Source organism: Amycolatopsis lexingtonensis (genome assembly GCF_014873755.1).
In the GTDB taxonomy this organism is placed as follows: Bacteria; Actinomycetota; Actinomycetes; order Mycobacteriales; family Pseudonocardiaceae; genus Amycolatopsis; species Amycolatopsis lexingtonensis.
This window is the reverse complement of record NZ_JADBEG010000001.1, coordinates 9,725,556-9,743,976: the sequence shown is the minus strand read 5'-3', so window position 1 is coordinate 9,743,976 and position 18,421 is coordinate 9,725,556. Positions and strand designations below refer to the sequence as shown.

The following is an 18,421-nucleotide window of genomic DNA, read 5'->3' as shown; positions in this document are numbered from 1 at the left end:
AGTTAGGAGTGGAAATGACTGTTCCCCTGGTACTCGTGCACGGCAACCCGGAGAACTCCGGCGTGTGGGGACCGCTGATCGCCGCCCTCGGCCGGGACGACGCGGTGACGTTGTCCCCGCCCGGCTTCGGGGTTCCAGCGTCGGAGGGCTTCTCGGCCACCGTCGAGGGCTATCGCGATTGGCTCGCCGCGCGGCTGGAGCAGTTCAAGGAGCCCGTCGACCTCGTCGGCCACGACTGGGGCGGCGGGCACGTCGTCCGGATCGCGATGACCCGCCCGGACCTGATCCGCAGCTGGGCATCGGACGCACTCGGCCTCTACGCCCCGGACTACGTCTGGCACACGCGGGCCCAGGTGTGGCAGCAGGAAGGGGCGGGCGAGGCCTCGGTGAAGGAGATCTTCGGCGGCACGTTCGAGCAGCGGCTGGCGGTCGTCACCGCGCTCGGGATGACCGGCCCGGTCGCGGAACGCGTGGCCGCCGGCATGGACGACGAAATGGGGCGGGCGGTGCTCTCGCTCCTGCGGTCGGCCGCCCAGCCGGTGATGGCCGACGCGGGCCGTGACCTCGCGAAGGCGCGACAGCGGCCCGGCCTGGCCTTGGTCGCCCTCGCCGACGTCGACCAGGCCAGCGGAACGCCCGCGCAGCACCGGGCCGCGGCCGAGGCCGCCGGTGCCGAGATCGCCGAACTCCCCGGCACCGGGCACTGGTGGCCGGTGACCGACCCGCACCCGGTGGCGCGTGCACTGACCGCGTTCTGGTCCCGGTTGGACGGTTAGCCCGGCGACCGCGAGGTCTGCCCCGGACCTAGGGCCGCGGGCCGATCTCGCGGCCGCCGTCGGTCACCGTGATCGCCATCGCCGGGCACGAGTCCGCGGCGTCGAGCACCGTTTCGTCGCCGTCGACCGACGACGTCACCGTGTGCGCCACGGCGCCGTCGAGCGCGAACACCTCCGGCATCAGGGCGGCGCACATCCCCGACCCGATGCAGGTCTGTTCGTCGATCCGCACGTCCCAGCTCATCATCACCATCCGATCGGCATCGACCGCGGTCCGCGGACGAGCATCTGCGTCTTCCACACGATATCGCCGGCGAGGTGCAGGCCCGGCATTTCGGTGACCAACGCGCGCAGCGCCTCCTGCAGTTCCAGCCGGGCGAGCGGGGCGCCGAGGCAGTGGTGGACGCCGTGGCCGAAGCCGAGGTGGTGGTTGTCGCCGCGGTCGAAGCGCAGCTTCTCGGCGTCGTCGAACTGGAGGCCGTCGCGGTTGGCCGCGCCGACCGCGACCAGCACCGGCTCCCCCGCGCGCACGAGCACCCCGCCGACCTCGACGTCTTCGGTGGCGTAGCGGGCGAACCCGGCGCCCGCACCGAGCGGCACGAACCGCAGCAGCTCCTCGACGGCGGCCGGGATCAGGTCCGGGTCGGCGACCAGCCGGTCCCAGTGCTCGTGCTGGCCCTGCAGCGCGTAGACGAAGTTGGGGATCTGGCTCGCGGTCGTCTCGTGCCCGGCGACGAGGATGCCGACGCAGAGGTCGACGAGTTCCAGCTCGGTCAGCCGGTCGCGCACGTCGCGGGCTTCGATCAGCGCGGTCATCAGGTCGTCCTGCGGCGCTTCGCGGTGCTCGGCGATCAGCCCGCGCATGTAGTCGCGCAGCTCTTCGCGGTTGCGCTCGAACTCCTCGGGCGTGAGCCCGCTGGTGGACAGCGCGGCGTCGCTCCACACCCGGAACTTGGGCCGGTCGGCGACCGGGACGCCGAGCAGCTCGCAGATCACCGCGACCGGGATGGGCAGCGCGTAGGCGTCGACGAGGTCGGCGGGCGCCCCGGCCGCCTTCATGTCCGCGATCAGCTCCGAAGCCAGCGAAGCGACGCGCGGCCGCAGCAGCTCGACGCGGCGCATGGTGAACGCCTTCGCGACCAGCGTCCGCAGCCGCGTGTGGTCCGGCGGGTCCATCTGCAGGATCCCGCCGTCCCGCTGCACGGGCATGCGCCGCGGCGCGTCCTTCTCCTTCTCCATCGCCCGCGAAAACCGGCGGTCGCCCAGCACGAGCCGGGCATCGGCGTACCGGGTGGCCAGCCACGCCGGCTCGCCGTAGGTCATCTTCACCCGGACCATGCCCTCGGCGTCCCGAGCAGCCGCGTAAGCCTCGTTGAGGTCGAGGCCCGCCTCCTCGTTGAAGGGGTACGAGAGCGGCTCGGTGTGGGTGACTGTCATGCGGAACCCCCGTGCTCCAGATTGTAAGCAGCTGCTTACAACGCTACACAGGTCGAGGTCTCACGTCGAGCGCCGATCCGGCCACACCCAGTCACCGCGGTAACGGAAAGTTTCCGTCCACATGTCACCGTGAGCCATTGCCGGGTCACCGGAGACTAGGTTACGGTGACCTAGGTGTGGATCGAGATCCTCCTGCTGTCGAAGCTGGCCCGCGAACCGATGCACGGCTATGAGCTGCGCAAAGCCGTGGAGGCGTCGACCGGGCACACCTTGTCGAACAACTCGCTGTACCCCACGCTTCGGCGCTTCGTCGACGCCGGTGCGGTGAGCCGCAGTGCCGAGGAGCAGGAGGCCAAGCCGCCGCGGCACGTCTACACGATCACCGACGTCGGGCGGGAGCTGCTGCACGACCTGCTCGCGGACTTCCCGCCCGAGCTGGCGCTCAGCCAGGAGGAGTTCCTGGCGCGCGTCGGGAACTTCGGGTGGCTGCGCCCGGAAGAACGGGCGCGGGTGCTCGAAGTCCGCGAACGGGCGCTGACCGCCGAGCAACGACGGCTGACCGAGCTCGCCGCCGGGCAGGCCGATCCGTGGAGCCGCGCCGCGCTGCGGCACGTGCTCGGGCGGTTCGACGCCGAACTGCGCTGGCTTTCCGATCTGAACCCCAGGAGCGACGCATGACCACCACCGAACAAACGCCTCGGCTCCCCTTCACCCGCGGCAACGCGCTCGAGATCGCCCCGGACTACGAGGCGCTCCGGCGGCAGACGCCCGTGAGCCGCGTGCTCACCCCGGCCGGCGACCCCGCCTGGCTCATCACCTCCTACGAGGAGGCCAAGGAGGTCTTCCGCGACCGGCGCTTCGGGCGCTCGCACCCGGCGCCGGAGCAGGCGTCGCGGATCTCCTACGCCGCGGTGCAGGACGGGCCGAGCGGGGACTTCGAAAACGAAGAGCGGGAGCACAAGCGGATGCGCCGGATGCTGGCGCCCGCCTTCTCCGCGCCGCGCATGCGCGCCCTCGGCGACCGGATCGCCGAGCTGACCGACCGCTGCCTCGACGACCTGCAGGCCGCCCGCGACGCCGACCCGGGCGCGCCGGTCGACCTCACCGACTTCCTCGCGTTCCCCTTGCCCGTGCTGGTGATCTGCGAGCTGCTCGGCGTGCCCTACGAGGACCGCGAGAAGTTCCGCGGCCTGTCCGAGCGGATCGCCCGGATGGACGGCGGCGAGGACGCGCAGGCCGCCATGACCGAGTTCAAGGCGTACATGACAGAGCTGGCCGAGGCCAAGCGCGCGGACCCGCAACCGGACGTCATCTCCGACATGGTCGCCGTCCAGGCCGAAGACCCGACCTTCACCGACGACGACCTCGCCCGGATGGGCGCCGGGCTGCTGTTCGCCGGCCACGAGACGACGTCGACGCGGATCGCGATGGGCACGCTGTTCCTGCTCACCGACACCGCCCGCCGCGACCGGTTCGCCGCCGACCCCGAAGGCCAGGTCGCGCAGACCGTCGAGGAGATCCTGCGGCTGACCGCCACCAGCGGCACCGGCCTCCTGCGGTACGCGCACGAGGACGTCGAGATCGCGGGCACCCGGATCGCCCGCGGCGACGCCGTCCTCATCTCCAGCGACGCGGCCAACCGCGACGCGGCGGTGTTCGCCGACCCCGACGAGTTCGACCCGGACCGGACGCCGAACGTCCACCTCGCCTTCGGCACCGGCGCGCACGTCTGCATCGGCGCCAACCTCGCCCGCACCGAGCTGCGGACGGTGTTCCCGAAGCTGTTCCGCCGCTTCCCGGGCCTGCGGCTCGCGGTCGGGATCGACGAGATCCCGGTCCGCACCAACCGCGTGGCCGGCGGCGTCGACCGCGTCCCGGTGGAGTGGTGAACCGATGAAGATCACCGCCGACACCGAAAGCTGTGTCGCTTCCGGACAGTGCGTGCTGCTCGCGCCGGGGACGTTCGACCAGGACGAGGAGACCGGCACGGTCGTCCTCCTCGCCGAAGAACCGGCGGCGGGCGAGGAGGACGCGGTCCGGCAGGCCGAGCTGACCTGCCCGGCCGCCGCGCTCCGGCTCACCGGCACGTAGGCGGGCGCACGCGCGTCCGGTTAGCGGCTCAGGCCGAGCGCCCCAATGTGGCGTTCGGTGCGTCGGACGCACCCAATGTGGCGTTCGGTGCGTTGGACGCAACCAACGCCACATTGGGGCGCTTGAGGCGGGCGCACGCGCGTCCGGTTTGCCGGTTAACCTGCACCGGTGAGCGAACAGCCCGGCCGGAAGCGGGACGCGGCCGCGACGCGGCTGGCGTTGCTCGACGCCGCCGCGAAGCTGTTCGCCGAACGCGGCTTCGACCGGACGACCGTGCGGGACATCGCCAAGCTCGCCGGGGTCAACCAGTCGCTGCTCTTCCGCTACTTCGGCAGCAAGGAAGCGCTGTTCGAGGCGGTCATCGCGCGCAACGGGCGCGAACAGCTGGCCACCACGCCGCCCGAGCGGCTCTTCAGCGCTTCCTTGCGCAGCATGCTGGCGCCGGACGGCGCGGGGAACCGGACGCTGGAGACGTACCTGCGCTCGTCGGGCAGCGACGGCGTCGCGGCCGCGATCCGGCAGGAGATCGGCGAGGAGTACGCGCGGGTGCTGGCGACGCTGACCGACGCCCCGGACGCCGAGCTGCGCGCCGACCTCGCGCTGGCCTGGCTGATGGGCATCGCGCTGGTCCGCGAGATCTCCGGCAAGGAGCCGCTGGCCAGCGCCGACCCCGAAGAGGTCTGCCGGCTCGTGCTCACCGCGACCCGGACGCTGCTGGAGCGCAGCGAATAACCGCTGGACACCCGCCCTAACGTCGGGGTCATGGTGCCCTTCCCGCCCGCGGCGACCGAGGCCGAGTTCGAGGCGCTCACCCGCGCCGGTCTGCTGCCCGCGGTCACCGGCCTGCTGGGGCGCGACGACGTCGTGCCGTTCACCGAGGGTTCGCTGCCGGTGTACGCCGTCGGCGACGACCTGGTCCTCAAGCTGTACCCGCCGCTGTACCGCGACGAAATCACCACCGAACGCACGATGCTCGAGGTGCTGCCCGGCAGCCTGCCGACACCGGCGCTGAAGGACGCGGGCGAGCACGACGGCTGGGCCTGGCTGCTGATGGAACGCCTGCCCGGCCGGACCCTCAAGGAGGCCTGGCCGACGCTGTCCACCGAGGACAGGCGGCGGCTGATGCCCGAACTGGGCGAACTGCTGGCCACGTTCCACGCGGTCGACGACCCGCGGCTGGCGGGCCTGGCCCCCGTGGACTGGTCCGAGTTCGTCGCGAGGCAACGCGCGAAGGTCGTCGAGCACCACCGCCGGACCAAGCTGGACGAAGCCTGGGTGGCGCGGATCCCGGCGTTCCTCGACGCCGTCGACCTCGGGACGCCGCCGGTCGTGCCGCTGCACACCGAGTTCATGCGCGACCACGTGATGATCGACAACGGCCGCATCACGGGACTGTTCGACTTCGAACCCGCGATGCGCGGCGCGGCGGAGTACGACTTCGTGGCGGTGGGCCTGTTCGTGACCAGTGGCGACGCCGACCTCCTGCGCCGGTTCCTCGACGGCTACGGGCAGTCGATCGACGAACGCCGTTGCCTGGCGTACGCGCTGCTGCACGTCTACAGCAACTTCCCGTGGTACTTCAGGGAACTGCCCGCACCGCCGGAACCGACGCTGGAAGCGCTCGCGACGGCTTGGTGGGGTTCAGGGCAAGGCGCGCCGAAGTAGCTCCGCCAGGTGCACCGGACGGCGGCCCGACTCCTGCTCGATCTGCGTCCGGCAGCTGAAGCCGTCCGACACCACCACCGTGTCTTCCGAAGCCGCGCGGATCGCCGGGAGCATCCGGTCCTCCGCCACCGCCTTCGAGACGTCGTAGTGGCCGCGCTCGAAGCCGAAGTTGCCCGCCAGGCCGCAACAGCCCGAATCCAGCGTCTTGTTGCGGATGCCCGCGGCCGCCATCGCCGACTCGTCCGCGCCGAAGCCGAGGACCGCGTGCTGGTGGCAATGCACCTGCGTGATGGCGTCGACGTCCAGTGCCGCGAACGGGATCGGCGCCCGCTCCAGCAGTTCCGCGAAGGTGAACGTCCGCGACGCCAGCAGTTCCGCGCGCGCGTCGCCGGGCATGAGCGCGGGCAGGTCGCCGCGGAACAGCGCCGTGCAGCTCGGTTCGAGCCCGGCCACCTCGTAGCCGTCCTCCAGGTACGGCGCGAGCACGGCCAGGGTCCGGTCCAGCACGCGCCGGGCCACGCCGAGCTGGCCGGTCGACACCCACGTCAGTCCACAGCAGACCCCGCGGTCCGGGAGCACGACGTCGTAGCCCGCCGCGGTGAGCACCTCGTACGCGGCGTCGAGCACCGACGGCGTCAGGTAGTTGTTGAAGGAATCCGGCCACAGCACGACCCGGCGCTCGCCCGAAGCCCGGCGCCGCAGATCCGCCCGCGAACTGGTGAACGGCGAAGCGGCGAACGACGGCAGATCGCGTTCCGGCGCGATCCCGCCGAGCCGTTTCACCCAGCCCGCCAAGCGAGACCGCCCGACGGCGTTGGCCAGCCGCGGTGCCCGGGCGCTGAGCCGCAGCCACAGCGGCAGCCAGCCCATCGAGTAGTGCGACGCCGGACGCAGCCGGCGGCGGTAGTGCTGGTGCAGGAACTCGGACTTGTACGTCGCCATGTCGACGTCGACCGGGCAGTCCGACAGGCATCCCTTGCAGGACAGGCACAAGTCCAGCGCGTCGTGCACTTCGGCCGACCGCCAGCCGCCCTTGATCACTTCGCCGTTGATCATCTCGGCCAGCAGGTGCGCGCGCCCGCGCGTCGAGTGCTGCTCCTCGCGGGTGGCCCGATAGCTCGGGCACATCACCCCGCCACCGCTGGTGTTGCGGCACTTCCCGACGCCGACGCAGCGCCGCATCGCCTGCCCGAAACTCGCCCGGTCCTCCGGGTAGCCGAGGAGCACACTGTCCTCAAAGGACGGCGAGGTGGCCCGCACGCGCAGGTCCGCGTCGACCGCCCGCGGCGCCACCAGGATGCCCGGGTTCATCCGCCCGGCCGGGTCGAAGATCGCCTTGAACCGCGCGAAGACGTCCATCATCTCCGGGCTGTACATCCGGGACAGCAGCTCGGAGCGCGCCTGGCCGTCGCCGTGCTCGCCGGACAGCGAGCCGCCGTGCGCGGCGACGAGGTCCGCGGCCTCTTCCAGGAACCGCCGGAAGTCCGCGACGCCGGACGCCGACAGCAGGTCGAAGTCCAGCCGCAGGTGCAGGCAGCCTTCGCCGTAGTGGCCGTAGACGACGCTGCGCCGACCGTGCGCGCGCATGAGTTCCTTGAACTCGCGCAGGTACGCGCCGAGCCGCTCGGGCGGGACGGCGGCGTCCTCCCAGCCGGGCCAGGCTTCCGAGCCGTCGGCGAGCCGCGTCGCGAGCCCGGCGCCCTCTTCGCGGATGCGCCACAGCCCACGTTGCGCGGCGGGGTCGTCGACGATCGCGAAGCCCGTCAGATCGAGGGACGCCGCCAGGGCCCGAGCCCGCGAAGCCGGGTCTTCCCCGGCCAGCTCGACGAACAGCCACGCGCCGCCCGGCGGCAGGTCGCCGGCCCGGCCCGGCAGCATCGCGACCAGCTCGGCGTCCACGCCTTCGACGGTCAGCGGGGACCACGGCAGGATCGCCGGAACCGCGTCCGCCGCCGCGATGTCGGACGGGAACCCCAGCACGGCCAGCACTTTCCGGTCCGGGAGCCGGGCGAGCGAGACGGTCGCCTCCAGGATCGTCACGCACGTGCCCTCGCTCCCGACGAGCGCCTTGGCGACGTCGAACCCGTTCTCCGGCAACAGGTGTTCGAGCCCGTAGCCGGACACGCGGCGCGGCCACGTCGAGAGTTCCTTGCGCAGCAACGCCAGGTTGTCGCGCACCAGCGCGCGCAGCTCGTCGAAGATCCGGCCCTCGGTGGGCTCGTCCGGCCCGACGCGCAGCCGCGTGCCGTCGTAGAGCAGCACCTCCAGCGAGCGGACGACGTCGACCGTGCGCCCCCACGCCACCGAGTGCGAACCGCACGCGTTGTTGCCGATCATGCCGCCGAGCGTGCAGCGGCTGTGCGTCGACGGGTCCGGCCCGAACCGCAGCCCGTGCGGCGCCGCGACCGCCTGCAGGTCGTCGAGCACCGTGCCGGGCAGCACTCGCGCGAGCCTGGTCTCCGGGTCGAGCGAGAGCACCCCGCCGAGGTGGCGGGACGCGTCGATCACCAGCCCGGGCCCGCACGCGTTCCCGGCGACGCTCGTACCGCCGCCGCGCGCGATCACCGGCAGGTCACGGGCGCGGGCCTCGGCGACCGCGGCGACGACGTCGTCGACGGTCTTCGGCAGCACAACTCCCCGCGGCACGTGCCGGTAGTTGGACGCGTCGGTGGTGTAGAGCGCGAGCGTGGCGGCGTCGGTGAGGATCTCCACGCCCCCATTCAAGTCGACCGGGCGCCCGCTTACCTCTCCAGCCGGGTATGTCCGAAACCACAGTCCGTGTGCGATCGTGGGCGCGTGACGGCAAAGGAGCACGTCGCCGAGTACAGCGCGGTGCTGGGCGAGCTGCTGCGCGAGCGCGAAAAACTGCTCGGCACGCTCGACCGCGTCGCCGCGCTGCACGGGACCGCGCGCCTGATCCGGGAGGCGGTCGGGGCGAAGGCCGGCTTCGTCGGCGAGCTCACCGAGCCGGGGCTGGCCGTGATCCGCTGGATGTCCGGCAACCGCACGGACGCGCTGCAGGACCTCGAGGTGTCGACGGGCCAGGGCGTCGGGGGCCGGGTGCTGGCGCTGGGCCGGCCGGTCCGCGTCGCCGACTACGTCAGCGCGCCGACGATCACCCACCACTTCGACGCCCAGGTGCGCGGCGAGGGCCTGGCCGCGCTGCTCGCCGTCCCGATCGTGGCGCGCGGCGAGACCGTCGCCATCGCCTACGCCGCCATGCGCGAGCCCGCCGACTTCGGCGACGACGCCGTCCGGCGGATGGAGGAGGTCGCCTCCCAGGCCGGGGCGGCCTTGCACCTGGCACGGGTGGCCGAGACGGACCGCGCGGCCGCGGTGGCCGGCGAACGCCTGCGGATGCAGAGCGCGCTGCACGACTCCGTCGGCGCGCTGCTGTTCTCCATCGGCGTCCAGGTCCGCGACCTGACCGCGGACCTGCACGGCAACCCGGCGCTCGCGGCCCGGCTGCAACGGCTGGAAGGGGACGTCTCGGCGGCCGCCGGGGCGCTGCGGGAGTCGCTGCTCGCGCTGTCGGAGTCCAGCCCGGAGCGGGCGCTGCCGGTCGAGCTGGCCGAGCACTGCCGCTCGTTCCAGGCGCGCTGCGGCGTCCCGGCGCGGTTCGTGCAGCTCGCGGCGGTACCGCCGCTGGACGCCGAACGGACGGCGCTGCTGGTGTCCGCCGTCCGCGAAGGGCTGCTCAACGTCGAGAAGCACGCGCGGGCGTCGTCGGTCATCGTCAGCCTCCTGCCCAGCGAAGACGGGGTCCAGGTGGTCGTCGCGGACGACGGCACCGGCGCGCCTGCCGCCCCCGGCACCGGCGTCGGCCTGCGGACGCTCGCCGGGCGCGCCCTGCGGCTCGGCGGCCGGGTCAGCCTGGTCCGCGACGAAGACGACGGCTGCACGCTGCGCGCGTGGGTGCCGCTGGTGCGGCCGTGACGACGGCGACCGTGTTCGTCGTCGACGACCACCCGGTGGTCCGCGACGGTGTGACGCTGCTGCTGCGCTCGGACCCGTGCCTGCGGGTGGCCGGCTCGGCGGAGTCCGGGCGGGCGGCGATCCAGCGCGTCGCGCAGGTGCGGCCCGACCTCATCCTGCTCGACCTGCGGCTGCCGGACATGCTCGCGCCCGAGGTGATCGCCGAGCTGCGGCACGTGCACCCGGCCGCGCGGATCGTGGTGTTCACCGCCCACGGCGACCACCAGGGCGTGCTGGCCGCGCTGGACTCGGGCGCGCACGGCTGCCTGCTCAAGGACGTCGCCGGCACCGACCTCGTGGCGGCGCTGCGGCGGGTCCTGCGCGGCGAGCGCGTCGTCGACCCGCGGATCCTGCCCGACGAAGGGCAGCGGTCGGACGCGCTGGCCCGCAGCGGCCTGACCCGCCGGGAGTACGAGGTGCTGCGGCTGGCCGCGCAGGGCCAGACGAACCCGGAGATCGCGGAGTCGACGGGGCTGGCGCGCAACACGGTGAAGACGTACCTGCAGTCGGCGCTGCACAAGCTGGGCGCGCGCAACCGGGTCGAGGCGATCGGCAAGGCCAGCGAGGCCGGGCTGCTGTGAGATCGTCCCTCGGGTGACGATCGACCTGCACGCGCACAGCACGGCCTCCGACGGGACGACGCCGCCGTCGGAGCTGCCCCGGCTGGCCGCCGAAGCCGGCCTGACGGTGCTGGCCCTCACCGACCACGACACCTTCGCGGGCTTGGCCGAAGCCTCCGCCGCCTCGGACATCGAACTCGTCCCCGGCGTCGAGATCTCCTGCCGCCTCGACGACGCCGAGGTGCACCTGCTCGGGCTGTTCGTCGACCCCGGGCACGCGGCGCTGGCGGCCGAGCTGGAGCTGATCCGCACCGACCGGGACCGCCGCGGGGAGCGGATGGTCGAGCGCTGCCGCGAGCTGGGCGCGCCGATCACCCTCTCGCGAGTCCGCGAAATCGCGGGTGGCGCACCGCTCGGCCGGCCGCACATCGCCGCCGCGCTGGCCGCCGTCGGCATCACCGACGCCTTCACCTCGGACTGGATCGCCGACGGCGGCCGCGCCGACGTCCCGAAGCACGTCCTGGCCACGGTGGACGCGATCGGCCTGGTTCGCGCGGCGGGCGGGGTCGCGGTGCTGGCCCACCCGCGGTCGGTGAAGCGCCGCGCTTCGGTGTCGGACGCCCAGCTGGAAGCGCTGGCCGCGGCCGGGCTCGCCGGGCTCGAGGTGGACCATCCGGAGCAGCCTCCGGAGGTCCGCGCCCGGCTGCGTGACGTGGCCGCTTCAGTCGGGCTGCTCACCACGGGGTCCAGCGACTTCCACGGCGACCGCAAGCCGGTCCGCCTCGGCGAGTGCACCACCTCCCCCGAGGTCTTCGCCGCGCTCCGGGACGGTGCCGGGACGTCTTGAATGAGTCATTCAGGACCTCCGAAGACCTGAATGAGTCATTCAAGACGTCGGCGAAGCCGCCGAGGGAGCCGCCGCACCGTTGCCGGCCGAGCCGGGCCGCTGTCAGGTCCCGATGAGGCGCTCACGGAGTCCGCCGTGTCCGTTTCGTAGCACAGGGGGTCTCCAGGTGGGGGTGTCCGAGGGCCCCGGGTGAACGCAGGATGACCGCCACTGATCGTGACTCACGTCACACGAGTGGAGGAGGCCTCTTGCGTCCTGGAGTGAGTCCGTGCTGACCGTCCGTGGCCTGCGGGTGCGGTACGGCCGGTCGACGGCCGCCCTGCACGGCATCGACCTCGACGTTTCCGCCGACGGCGTGCTGGCCGTGCTCGGCAGCAACGGCGCCGGGAAGTCCACTCTTCTCAGAGCCGTCTCGGGCACCCTCCGCATGCACCGGGGCGCGATCGACGGCGGCGAAATCCGCTACGCCGGGCACGCGCTCGGCAAGCTCGACCCCGCCCGGATCGTCCGGCTCGGCGTCGTCGGCGTGCCCGAAGGGCGGCAGGTCTTCGCCCGGATGACCGTCGAGGAGAACCTGCGCGCCGGCGGCATCGGGGCGCGCACGGCGGCCGAGCGCACCGCCGCCCGCAAGCGCGTCGACGAGCTGTTCCCGGTGCTCACCGAACGCGCCAAGCAGCGCGCCGGGCTGCTGTCCGGCGGCGAGCAGCAGATGCTGGCGATCGGCCGCGCGCTGATGTCCGCGCCGAAGCTGCTGCTGCTCGACGAGCCCTCGCTGGGCCTCGCGCCGAAGATCGTCGAGCAGATCGGCCGGACCATCCGGGAGATCCACGAGCAGGGCACCGCGGTGGTGCTGGTGGAGCAGAACGCCGTGATGGCGCTGAACGTCGCCGACCACGCCGTGGTGCTGGAGGTCGGCCGGGTGGCGCTGGCCGGGACCGCGGCCGAGCTCGCCGCCAGCCAGGACGTCCAGCGGCTCTACCTCGGCGGGCACGCCGAGTCGCAGGAGACCGCCGACGCCGAGGCGGAACGCGCGCGCGAGCAGCTCGCCGGCCGGACCCTGTCGAGGTGGGCCGGATGACGCCGCCGGAACTGCGCGTCGAGGACGTCTCCCTGCGGTTCGGCGGGATCCGGGCCCTGGACGAGGTCAGCTTCACCGTCGCCCCCGGTTCGCTGCACGCGCTGATCGGGCCGAACGGCGCCGGGAAGTCCAGCTGCTTCAACGTGATCAGCGGCCTCTACCGGGCGAACGCCGGCCGCGTGCGGCTCGGCGACACCGACCTCACCGGGCTCGCGCCGCACAAGCTCGCGCGCCTCGGCGTCGGGCGGTCGTTCCAGAACGCCGCGCTGTCGGCCGGCTCGACCGTGCTGGACAACGTCATGCTCGGCAGGCACGCGCTGACCCGCGGCGGCTTCCTCGAGATCGGGCTGCGGCTGCCGTGGACGGTCCGCGCCGAACGGCGGCACGCCGCCCGCGCGCGGGAGATCTGCGCGTTCCTCGGCCTCGGCGCGGTCGTCGACGCACCCGTGGGCGCGCTCCCCTACGGCGTCGTCAAGCGCGTCGACCTCGCCCGCGCGCTCGCCGTCGAACCGGTGCTGCTCCTGCTCGACGAGCCCGCGGCCGGGATGAACGCGGCCGAAACCGCAGAGCTGGCCGGCACGATCAGCGGGATCCGCGCCGAGCTGGGCATCTCGATCCTGCTCGTGGAGCACGACATGGGCCTGGTGATGGGCATCGCCGACCGGGTCACCGTGCTCGACTTCGGCCGCCGCATCGCCGACGGCACCCCCGCGGAAGTCCAGTCCGACCCGGACGTCATCAAGGCCTACCTGGGCACGGAGGCGGCGTGAACACATTCCTGCAGCTCGTGGTGAACGGCCTCGGCAAGGGCGCGGTGTTCGCGTTGCTCGCGCTGGGGTTCGTGATCATCTTCAAGGCCACCGAAGTGGTCAACTTCGCGCACGGCTCGCTCGTGCTCTTCGGCGGCTACCTCGTCGTGGTTACGCGGGACGCGCTCGGCTGGGTCGGCGCTTCGCTGGTCGGCATCGTCTCGGCCGGGCTGCTCGGCCTGGTCGTGGAACGACTGCTGCTGTCCCGGTCCCGCCACGCCGACGCGAACAGCCTGGCGCTGCTCACCATCGGCGTCGACGTGATCGTCACCGAGGAGATCGTGCGCCGCCTCGGCGTCACGCTGCCCTTCCTCGGCGGCGCCTGGGACGCGAAGCCGTTCCAGCTCGGCGGGATCACGCTCTTCCGCACCCACCTGGTCGCACTGGGTGTGGCCGCGGTGCTGATCACGGCGTTCTGGCTGGCCTTCAAGTACTCGAACTGGGGCGTGGCCATGCGGGCGCAGGCGGAGAACCGCGAAGCCGCCGCGCTGATGGGCATCCGCAGCTCCCGCGTGACGGCGACCGCGTGGCTGGTCGCCGGGCTGCTGGCCGGCGTGGCCGTGCTGTTCATCGCCACGCAGGACTTCTCCGGCGCCGGCCTTTCCCGCGGGACGCACTCGATCGCGCTGGCCGCGTTCCCCGCGGCCATCCTCGGCGGGCTCGACTCGACGGCGGGCGCGGTGGTCGGCGGCTTGGTCGTCGGTCTCGTGGAAGCGCTGTCCGCGCAGTACGTCTCGTTCGACTTCTCCAAGAGCGCGGTGTTCCTGGTGATGCTGGTCGTCCTGGTGGTGCGGCCCTCGGGGCTGTTCGGCACGAGGGAGCGAACGCGTGTCTGACAGCGCCGTGTCCGAAGTGGACGCCCCAGCCGAGCCGCAGGCACCGCCGCGGCCCCGCCGGAACCCGGCCAAGCTCGTGCGCACGATCGCCTGGCTGGCCCTGCTGGTGGTCCTGCTCGCCCTGCCGCTCTACCTCGACGCCGCCTGGCTGAAGGCCGGGCAGTACATGATGATCGGCGCGGTCGGCGCGATCGGGCTGACGCTGGTGGTCGGGCAGGCCGGGCAGCTTTCCCTGGCGCACGCCTTCTTCCTGCTCGCCGGCGGCACGGCCTACACCGTGCTGTCCGGGCCGACCGGGGACGACCGCGTGATCGGGTTCGGCCTCGACCCGGGCTTGTCCCTGCTCGGCGCGGTGGCCGTCGCGGCCCTGCTGGGCCTGGCCTTCGCCCCGGTCGCCGGCCGGCTGCGCGGCATCTACCTCGGGGTCGCCTCCCTCGCACTGGTGTTCCTCGGCCTCTACTTCGGACAGTCGGCCGAGGAGTTCACCGGCGGGACGTCGACCGGGCGCGCGCCGGCGCCGTTCTCGCTGTTCGGCTTCCCGTTCACCAACGACGGTCCCGAAATCAGCCTGCTCGGCGTGCCGATCCGGCAGGCCGAGCGCACCTGGTACCTGTTCCTGCTGCTGACCGTGCTGGCGTTCGTGATCGCGCGAGGCGCCGTCCGCGGCCGCGTCGGACGCTCGTGGCGGGCGGTGCGCGACAACGAAGCCGCGGCCGCGGTGATGGGCGTCAGCGTCCTGCGCGCGAAGGCGGGCGCGTTCGCGGTCTCGTCGGCCTACGGCGGCCTGGCCGGCGCGATGACCGTGCTGTGGTTCGACATCCTCAAGCCGGACGAAAGCGAGTTCGGCACCTACGGCATCAACGTGTCCATCGCCTACCTGGCGATGGTCATCATCGGCGGCCTCGGCTCGGTCCCCGGCGCGCTGGTCGGCGCGCTCATCGTCGACGGGCTGCCGCAGGTCCTCGCCCTGTATTCGGCCGACCTGGGCTGGTTCTCCGGCACCGGCGACGGCGCGCTGACCCCGGTGCTGGTCAGCTCGTTCGTCTACGGCGCCGCGATCATCCTCGTCGTGCTGTTCGAGCCGGGCGGGCTCGCCGCGATCGGCCGCCGGCTCACCCAGCGCCGTCAACCCCCGGAGGAATCATGAAACGCACACACCTGGCGGCGGCGCTGGCGGCCGTCCTCGTCCTCTCGGCGTGCAGCACGAAAGCGGGCGACTCGGGCTCGTCGGGCTCCGACAGCTCGGGCGTCAAGACCGGCAAGGGGGTGACGGCGACCGAGGTGACGCTCGGCGTGATGACCGACAAGTCCGGCGTGTTCAAGAACCTCGGCCTCGGCGTCACGCAGGGCAACGAACTGTGGGCCAAGGACTTCAACGCCGCCGGCGGCGTCTGCGGCCGGCAGGTCAAGCTCGAAGAGGTCGACCACGGCTACAAGGCCGACACCGCGAAGACGCTGTACCCGCAGATCGAGCCGAAGGTGCTCGGGTTCGTGCAGCTGCTCGGCTCGCCGGTGGTGGCCGCGCTGAAGCAGAACCTGGCTTCGGACAAGGCCGTCGCCGCGCCCGCGTCGTGGTCCTCGGAGCTGCTCGACAACCCGTACGTGATGATCGTCGGCACCACCTACGACGTGGAGATGATCGACGGCCTGTCCTACCTGCAGGAGCAGGGACTGCTGAAGGACGGCGACACGATCGGGCACGTCTACATCGACGGCGAGTACGGCAAGAACGGCCTGCGCGGCTCGCAGTTCTACGCGAAGAAGCACAACCTGACGGTCAAGGAAGTGAAGATCACCTCGACCGACAGCGACCTCACGAACGTCATCACCGGGCTGAAGGGCGCCGGGGTCAAGCTGATCGCGCTGACCACCACGCCCGCGCAGACCGGGTCCGCGGTCGCGGCGAACAAGGCGCTCGGGCTGAACGTGCCGGTGCTGGGCAACAACCCGACGTTCGACCCGGCGCTGCTGAAGAGCCCCGCCGCGGGCGCGCTGGACAAGCTCACGGTCGTCGCGAGCAGCGTCCCGTTCTCGGCCGACCTGCCCAAGGCCAAGGACGTCGCGGCGAAGTACAAGGCCGCGTACAAGGAGACGCCGAACGGCGGTGTCCCCTACGGGTACGCCGTCGGTGAGGTGTGGGGCGCGGTGCTGAAGAAGGCGTGCGAGAACAAGGACCTCACGCGCGACGGCATCTCCGCGGCCCTGAAGCAGACGACGTCGGCGAACACGGACAACCTGGTCGCGGCGCTCGACTTCTCCAAGCCGGGGACGCCGGCGACGCGCCAGGTGTACGCGGCCACCCCGGACGCTTCGGCCGAGGGCGGCGTCAAGTACGTCAAGCCGCTGTTCGAAGCGCCCGAGGCTAAGGAATACGTGGCGCCGCACCAGAAGTGAGCCGACGCTCGGCCAGCGCGGCCGCCTCGTAGAGCGGGGTGGTCGCGTTGGCCTTCGCGGCGCTCAGCAGGTCGGTCACGGTCTGCTCGATCGTCTCGACGCGGGCGAGCGCGGCCTCGTGATCCAGGCCCTCCGCTTCGCGGGAGAGCGTGTAGAGGATCCCTCCGGCACTCGCCACGTAGTCGGGGATCCAGAGGACGCCGCGCGCGGCCAGGTCGTCGGCGACGGCGTCGTCGGTGAGCTGGTTGTTGGCGGGCCCGACGACGAGCGGGGTGTCGAGCCGGGCCACCGTCTCGGGGCTCAGCACGCCGCCGACCGCGGCCGGGATCACCACGTCGGCGGTCAGGGTGAGCGCTTTCTCCGGCTCGGCCCAGGTCAAGCCGCTCTTCTCGGCGCCGGCGCGCTTGGCGGGGTCGATGTCGGAGACGACCACGTCGGCGCCGGCCGCCCGCAGGCTCGCCGCGAGGTGCGCGCCCACGGAGCCGTAGCCGCTGATCACCACCCGGCGCCCGGTCAGGTCCGCCGGTCCGGCCGCCCGGAGCGCGGCGAGCACGCCGACGGCGGTGGGGCCGCTGGAGGAACCGGTTCCGCCCGCGGACTCGGGCGTGCAGAACGCGTACGGGGAGGACTCCCGGAGCACCAGCATGTCGGCCGGGCCGGTGCCCACGTCCGGCCCGGCCCGGTACGCGCCGCCGAACTCGGCGATCAGGTCGGCGTGGTCGAGCAGGACGGCCCGGCGTTCCTCGGGCGAGAGCACGCGCCCGACCTCCGGCGCGATGACGCTCTTGCCGCCGCCGAACGCGAGCCCGGCGACGGCGCACTTCGCCGTCATGGCCGCCGACAGGCGCAAGACGTCGCCGACGGCTTCTTCGAACGTGGCGTAGGGCTTGAAGCGGCAGCCGCCGACGGCGGGGCCGAGCGCGGTCGAATGGATCGCGACCATCGTGGTGATGCCGGATCGACGGCCCCGGCGGGCGACGAGGTGCTCATGTGCGGTCATGTCCGCCGAAGTTAGAGTGATCGTCGGCGGTGCGGACGTCGCACCGAACGAAATTCGTTTTCGACGGGGAGGTCACGGTGCTCGACGAACTTGATTCGGCGATCGTGCGGCACCTGCAGGAAGACGCGCGGCAGACCAACCGGGACATCGCCCGCAAGGTCGGCATCGCCCCCTCGACGTGCCTCGAGCGCATCCGGCTGCTGCGTGAGCGCGGCGTCATCCGCGGCTACCACGCCGACATCGACCTGGCGAGCCTCAACCGCGGCGTCCGAGCGCTCGTCACGGCGCAGGTGCGGCCGCTGAGCCGGGCCGTCATCGACTCCTTCCAGCGGTCGATCGCCGAACTGCCGGAAGTGCTCTCGGTGTACGTGACCGCGGGCAGTGACGATTTCCTGATCGAGGTCACCACACCGGACATCGACGCGCTGCACGCTTTCCTCACCGACCGGCTGGCACTGCGCCGGGAGATCGTCGGGTTCCGCACGTCGATCGTTTTCCGCCACCTGCGCAAGACGACGCTTGAACCGCTCGCTTAGGGGTATCCGGGGATCACCCGGAAATCCGCGACACGCCACCCCTACGTGCACCCCTGAAATACCCGGGTTCGCACGCTGAGAGGCGGAAACTGTCGGTGGTGAGGCGTCTAATGGGCACGACGGGAAGGAGGCGCCGCCATGATCACCGCATTGAACCATCGTGAGCGGGCCACGTTGAGAGCCGTGGCCGGGGGCCACGCCGAGATCAGCTGCAGCTGCGAGCCCGACCTGTTCATCGACGGCCTGAGCTGCTGCGACCAGTCCACCGTGCACCGCCTCGCGCGGCTCGGCCTGATCGCACCCGCACACCCCGGCAAGTGCGGCGACCGCGTGCCCGCGCTGCTGACCGAGGCCGGGGCGTCGGCACTCGGCGAGGTCCTCGCCATGGCCGCGTAATTTCGTTGCCACGCACTGGGG

The 18,421-nt window shown here is 72.3% G+C and carries 20 protein-coding genes; 16 read left to right on the top strand and 4 right to left on the bottom strand.

Going from position 1 to position 18,421, the window contains the following annotated elements:
- Positions 1 to 14: 14 nt before the first annotated feature.
- Positions 15 to 776, top strand: coding sequence for an alpha/beta fold hydrolase (locus H4696_RS45155; protein ID WP_086862571.1), 762 nt, complete (start codon positions 15 to 17; stop codon positions 774 to 776).
- A gap of 28 nt (positions 777 to 804) precedes the next feature.
- Here H4696_RS45155 and H4696_RS45150 read toward each other — a convergent pair whose 3' ends face one another.
- Both H4696_RS45150 and H4696_RS45145 read right to left on the bottom strand, forming a co-directional pair.
- Positions 805 to 1,020, bottom strand: a complete 216-nt coding sequence (locus H4696_RS45150; RefSeq protein ID WP_211299750.1) for a ferredoxin — start codon at positions 1,018 to 1,020, stop codon at positions 805 to 807.
- Positions 1,021 to 1,022: 2 nt separating this feature from the next.
- The gene (locus H4696_RS45145) at positions 1,023 to 2,213 is read right to left on the bottom strand and encodes a cytochrome P450 (RefSeq protein WP_086862573.1); all 1,191 of its coding nucleotides are present in this window, start codon (positions 2,211 to 2,213) and stop codon (positions 1,023 to 1,025) included.
- A gap of 174 nt (positions 2,214 to 2,387) precedes the next feature.
- Here H4696_RS45145 and H4696_RS45140 point away from each other — a divergent pair, with 174 nt between their 5' ends.
- From H4696_RS45140 to H4696_RS45120, 5 genes are all read left to right on the top strand, one after another.
- Positions 2,388 to 2,891 (top strand): PadR family transcriptional regulator, encoded by a 504-nt coding sequence (locus H4696_RS45140; RefSeq protein WP_086862574.1) that lies wholly within the window; start codon positions 2,388 to 2,390, stop codon positions 2,889 to 2,891.
- On the top strand, positions 2,888 to 4,102 hold the full coding sequence (locus H4696_RS45135) for a cytochrome P450 (protein WP_086862575.1): 1,215 nt from the start codon (positions 2,888 to 2,890) through the stop codon (positions 4,100 to 4,102). The genes H4696_RS45140 and H4696_RS45135 overlap by 4 nt, the downstream gene beginning before the upstream one ends.
- 4 nt (positions 4,103 to 4,106) lie before the next feature.
- Positions 4,107 to 4,304 (top strand): ferredoxin, encoded by a 198-nt coding sequence (locus H4696_RS45130; protein WP_086862576.1) that lies wholly within the window; start codon positions 4,107 to 4,109, stop codon positions 4,302 to 4,304.
- 168 nt (positions 4,305 to 4,472) lie between these two features.
- Positions 4,473 to 5,036: a TetR/AcrR family transcriptional regulator gene (locus H4696_RS45125; protein WP_086862577.1), complete on the top strand. Its 564-nt coding sequence runs from the start codon at positions 4,473 to 4,475 to the stop codon at positions 5,034 to 5,036.
- Between the two features lie 30 nt (positions 5,037 to 5,066).
- Entirely contained in the window at positions 5,067 to 5,969 is a 903-nt protein-coding gene (locus tag H4696_RS45120) for a phosphotransferase family protein (RefSeq protein ID WP_086862578.1), read from the top strand.
- On the opposite strand, the gene H4696_RS45115 is transcribed toward H4696_RS45120, so the two are convergent.
- Positions 5,946 to 8,681 (bottom strand): FAD-binding and (Fe-S)-binding domain-containing protein, encoded by a 2,736-nt coding sequence (locus H4696_RS45115; protein ID WP_086862579.1) that lies wholly within the window; start codon positions 8,679 to 8,681, stop codon positions 5,946 to 5,948. The genes H4696_RS45120 and H4696_RS45115 overlap by 24 nt on opposite strands.
- Before the next feature lie 84 nt (positions 8,682 to 8,765).
- Between H4696_RS45115 and H4696_RS45110 the strand changes: the two genes are divergently transcribed.
- From H4696_RS45110 to H4696_RS45075, 8 genes are all read left to right on the top strand, one after another.
- Positions 8,766 to 9,905, top strand: coding sequence for a GAF domain-containing sensor histidine kinase (locus H4696_RS45110; protein WP_086862580.1), 1,140 nt, complete (start codon positions 8,766 to 8,768; stop codon positions 9,903 to 9,905).
- Positions 9,902 to 10,525: a response regulator gene (locus H4696_RS45105; protein WP_086862590.1), complete on the top strand. Its 624-nt coding sequence runs from the start codon at positions 9,902 to 9,904 to the stop codon at positions 10,523 to 10,525. Before H4696_RS45110 ends, H4696_RS45105 begins: the two co-directional genes overlap by 4 nt.
- Positions 10,526 to 10,538: 13 nt before the next feature.
- A complete protein-coding gene (locus H4696_RS45100; protein ID WP_086862581.1) occupies positions 10,539 to 11,351 on the top strand; it encodes a PHP domain-containing protein in 813 nt (270 codons plus the stop codon).
- 268 nt (positions 11,352 to 11,619) lie between these two features.
- Complete coding sequence (locus tag H4696_RS45095) at positions 11,620 to 12,429, top strand: ABC transporter ATP-binding protein (RefSeq protein ID WP_086862582.1); 810 nt, start codon at positions 11,620 to 11,622, stop codon at positions 12,427 to 12,429.
- Positions 12,426 to 13,199: an ABC transporter ATP-binding protein gene (locus H4696_RS45090; protein WP_192782892.1), complete on the top strand. Its 774-nt coding sequence runs from the start codon at positions 12,426 to 12,428 to the stop codon at positions 13,197 to 13,199. The genes H4696_RS45095 and H4696_RS45090 overlap by 4 nt, the downstream gene beginning before the upstream one ends.
- On the top strand, positions 13,196 to 14,074 hold the full coding sequence (locus tag H4696_RS45085; protein WP_086862584.1) for a branched-chain amino acid ABC transporter permease: 879 nt from the start codon (positions 13,196 to 13,198) through the stop codon (positions 14,072 to 14,074). Before H4696_RS45090 ends, H4696_RS45085 begins: the two co-directional genes overlap by 4 nt.
- Entirely contained in the window at positions 14,067 to 15,221 is a 1,155-nt protein-coding gene (locus tag H4696_RS45080; protein ID WP_420831543.1) for a branched-chain amino acid ABC transporter permease, read from the top strand. The genes H4696_RS45085 and H4696_RS45080 overlap by 8 nt, the downstream gene beginning before the upstream one ends.
- A complete protein-coding gene (locus H4696_RS45075; RefSeq protein WP_086862586.1) occupies positions 15,218 to 16,468 on the top strand; it encodes an ABC transporter substrate-binding protein in 1,251 nt (416 codons plus the stop codon). Before H4696_RS45080 ends, H4696_RS45075 begins: the two co-directional genes overlap by 4 nt.
- Here the strand turns inward: H4696_RS45075 and H4696_RS45070 are convergent.
- A complete protein-coding gene (locus H4696_RS45070; RefSeq protein ID WP_086862587.1) occupies positions 16,437 to 17,468 on the bottom strand; it encodes a Glu/Leu/Phe/Val dehydrogenase dimerization domain-containing protein in 1,032 nt (343 codons plus the stop codon). The two genes, H4696_RS45075 and H4696_RS45070, sit on opposite strands and share 32 nt — an antisense overlap.
- 77 nt (positions 17,469 to 17,545) lie before the next feature.
- On the opposite strand from H4696_RS45070, the gene H4696_RS45065 reads away from it, so the two are divergent.
- Both H4696_RS45065 and H4696_RS45060 read left to right on the top strand, forming a co-directional pair.
- Complete coding sequence (locus tag H4696_RS45065; protein ID WP_086862591.1) at positions 17,546 to 18,004, top strand: Lrp/AsnC family transcriptional regulator; 459 nt, start codon at positions 17,546 to 17,548, stop codon at positions 18,002 to 18,004.
- Positions 18,005 to 18,142: 138 nt separating this feature from the next.
- Entirely contained in the window at positions 18,143 to 18,400 is a 258-nt protein-coding gene (locus H4696_RS45060; protein ID WP_192782891.1) for a hypothetical protein, read from the top strand.
- Positions 18,401 to 18,421 lie beyond the last annotated feature (21 nt).

Bases quoted from the DNA above. Each gene is read 5' to 3' on its own strand.
- H4696_RS45155 (WP_086862571.1), top strand. From the start codon at position 15: ATGACTGTTCCCCTGGTACTCGTGCACGGCAACCCGGAGAACTCCGGC.
- H4696_RS45150 (WP_211299750.1), bottom strand. From the start codon at position 1,020: ATGAGCTGGGACGTGCGGATCGACGAACAGACCTGCATCGGGTCGGGG.
- H4696_RS45145 (WP_086862573.1), bottom strand. From the start codon at position 2,213: ATGACAGTCACCCACACCGAGCCGCTCTCGTACCCCTTCAACGAGGAG.
- H4696_RS45135 (WP_086862575.1), top strand. From the start codon at position 2,888: ATGACCACCACCGAACAAACGCCTCGGCTCCCCTTCACCCGCGGCAAC.
- H4696_RS45130 (WP_086862576.1), top strand. From the start codon at position 4,107: ATGAAGATCACCGCCGACACCGAAAGCTGTGTCGCTTCCGGACAGTGC.
- H4696_RS45120 (WP_086862578.1), top strand. From the start codon at position 5,067: ATGGTGCCCTTCCCGCCCGCGGCGACCGAGGCCGAGTTCGAGGCGCTC.
- H4696_RS45090 (WP_192782892.1), top strand. From the start codon at position 12,426: ATGACGCCGCCGGAACTGCGCGTCGAGGACGTCTCCCTGCGGTTCGGC.
- H4696_RS45075 (WP_086862586.1), top strand. From the start codon at position 15,218: ATGAAACGCACACACCTGGCGGCGGCGCTGGCGGCCGTCCTCGTCCTC.
- H4696_RS45070 (WP_086862587.1), bottom strand. From the start codon at position 17,468: ATGACCGCACATGAGCACCTCGTCGCCCGCCGGGGCCGTCGATCCGGC.
- H4696_RS45060 (WP_192782891.1), top strand. From the start codon at position 18,143: ATGATCACCGCATTGAACCATCGTGAGCGGGCCACGTTGAGAGCCGTG.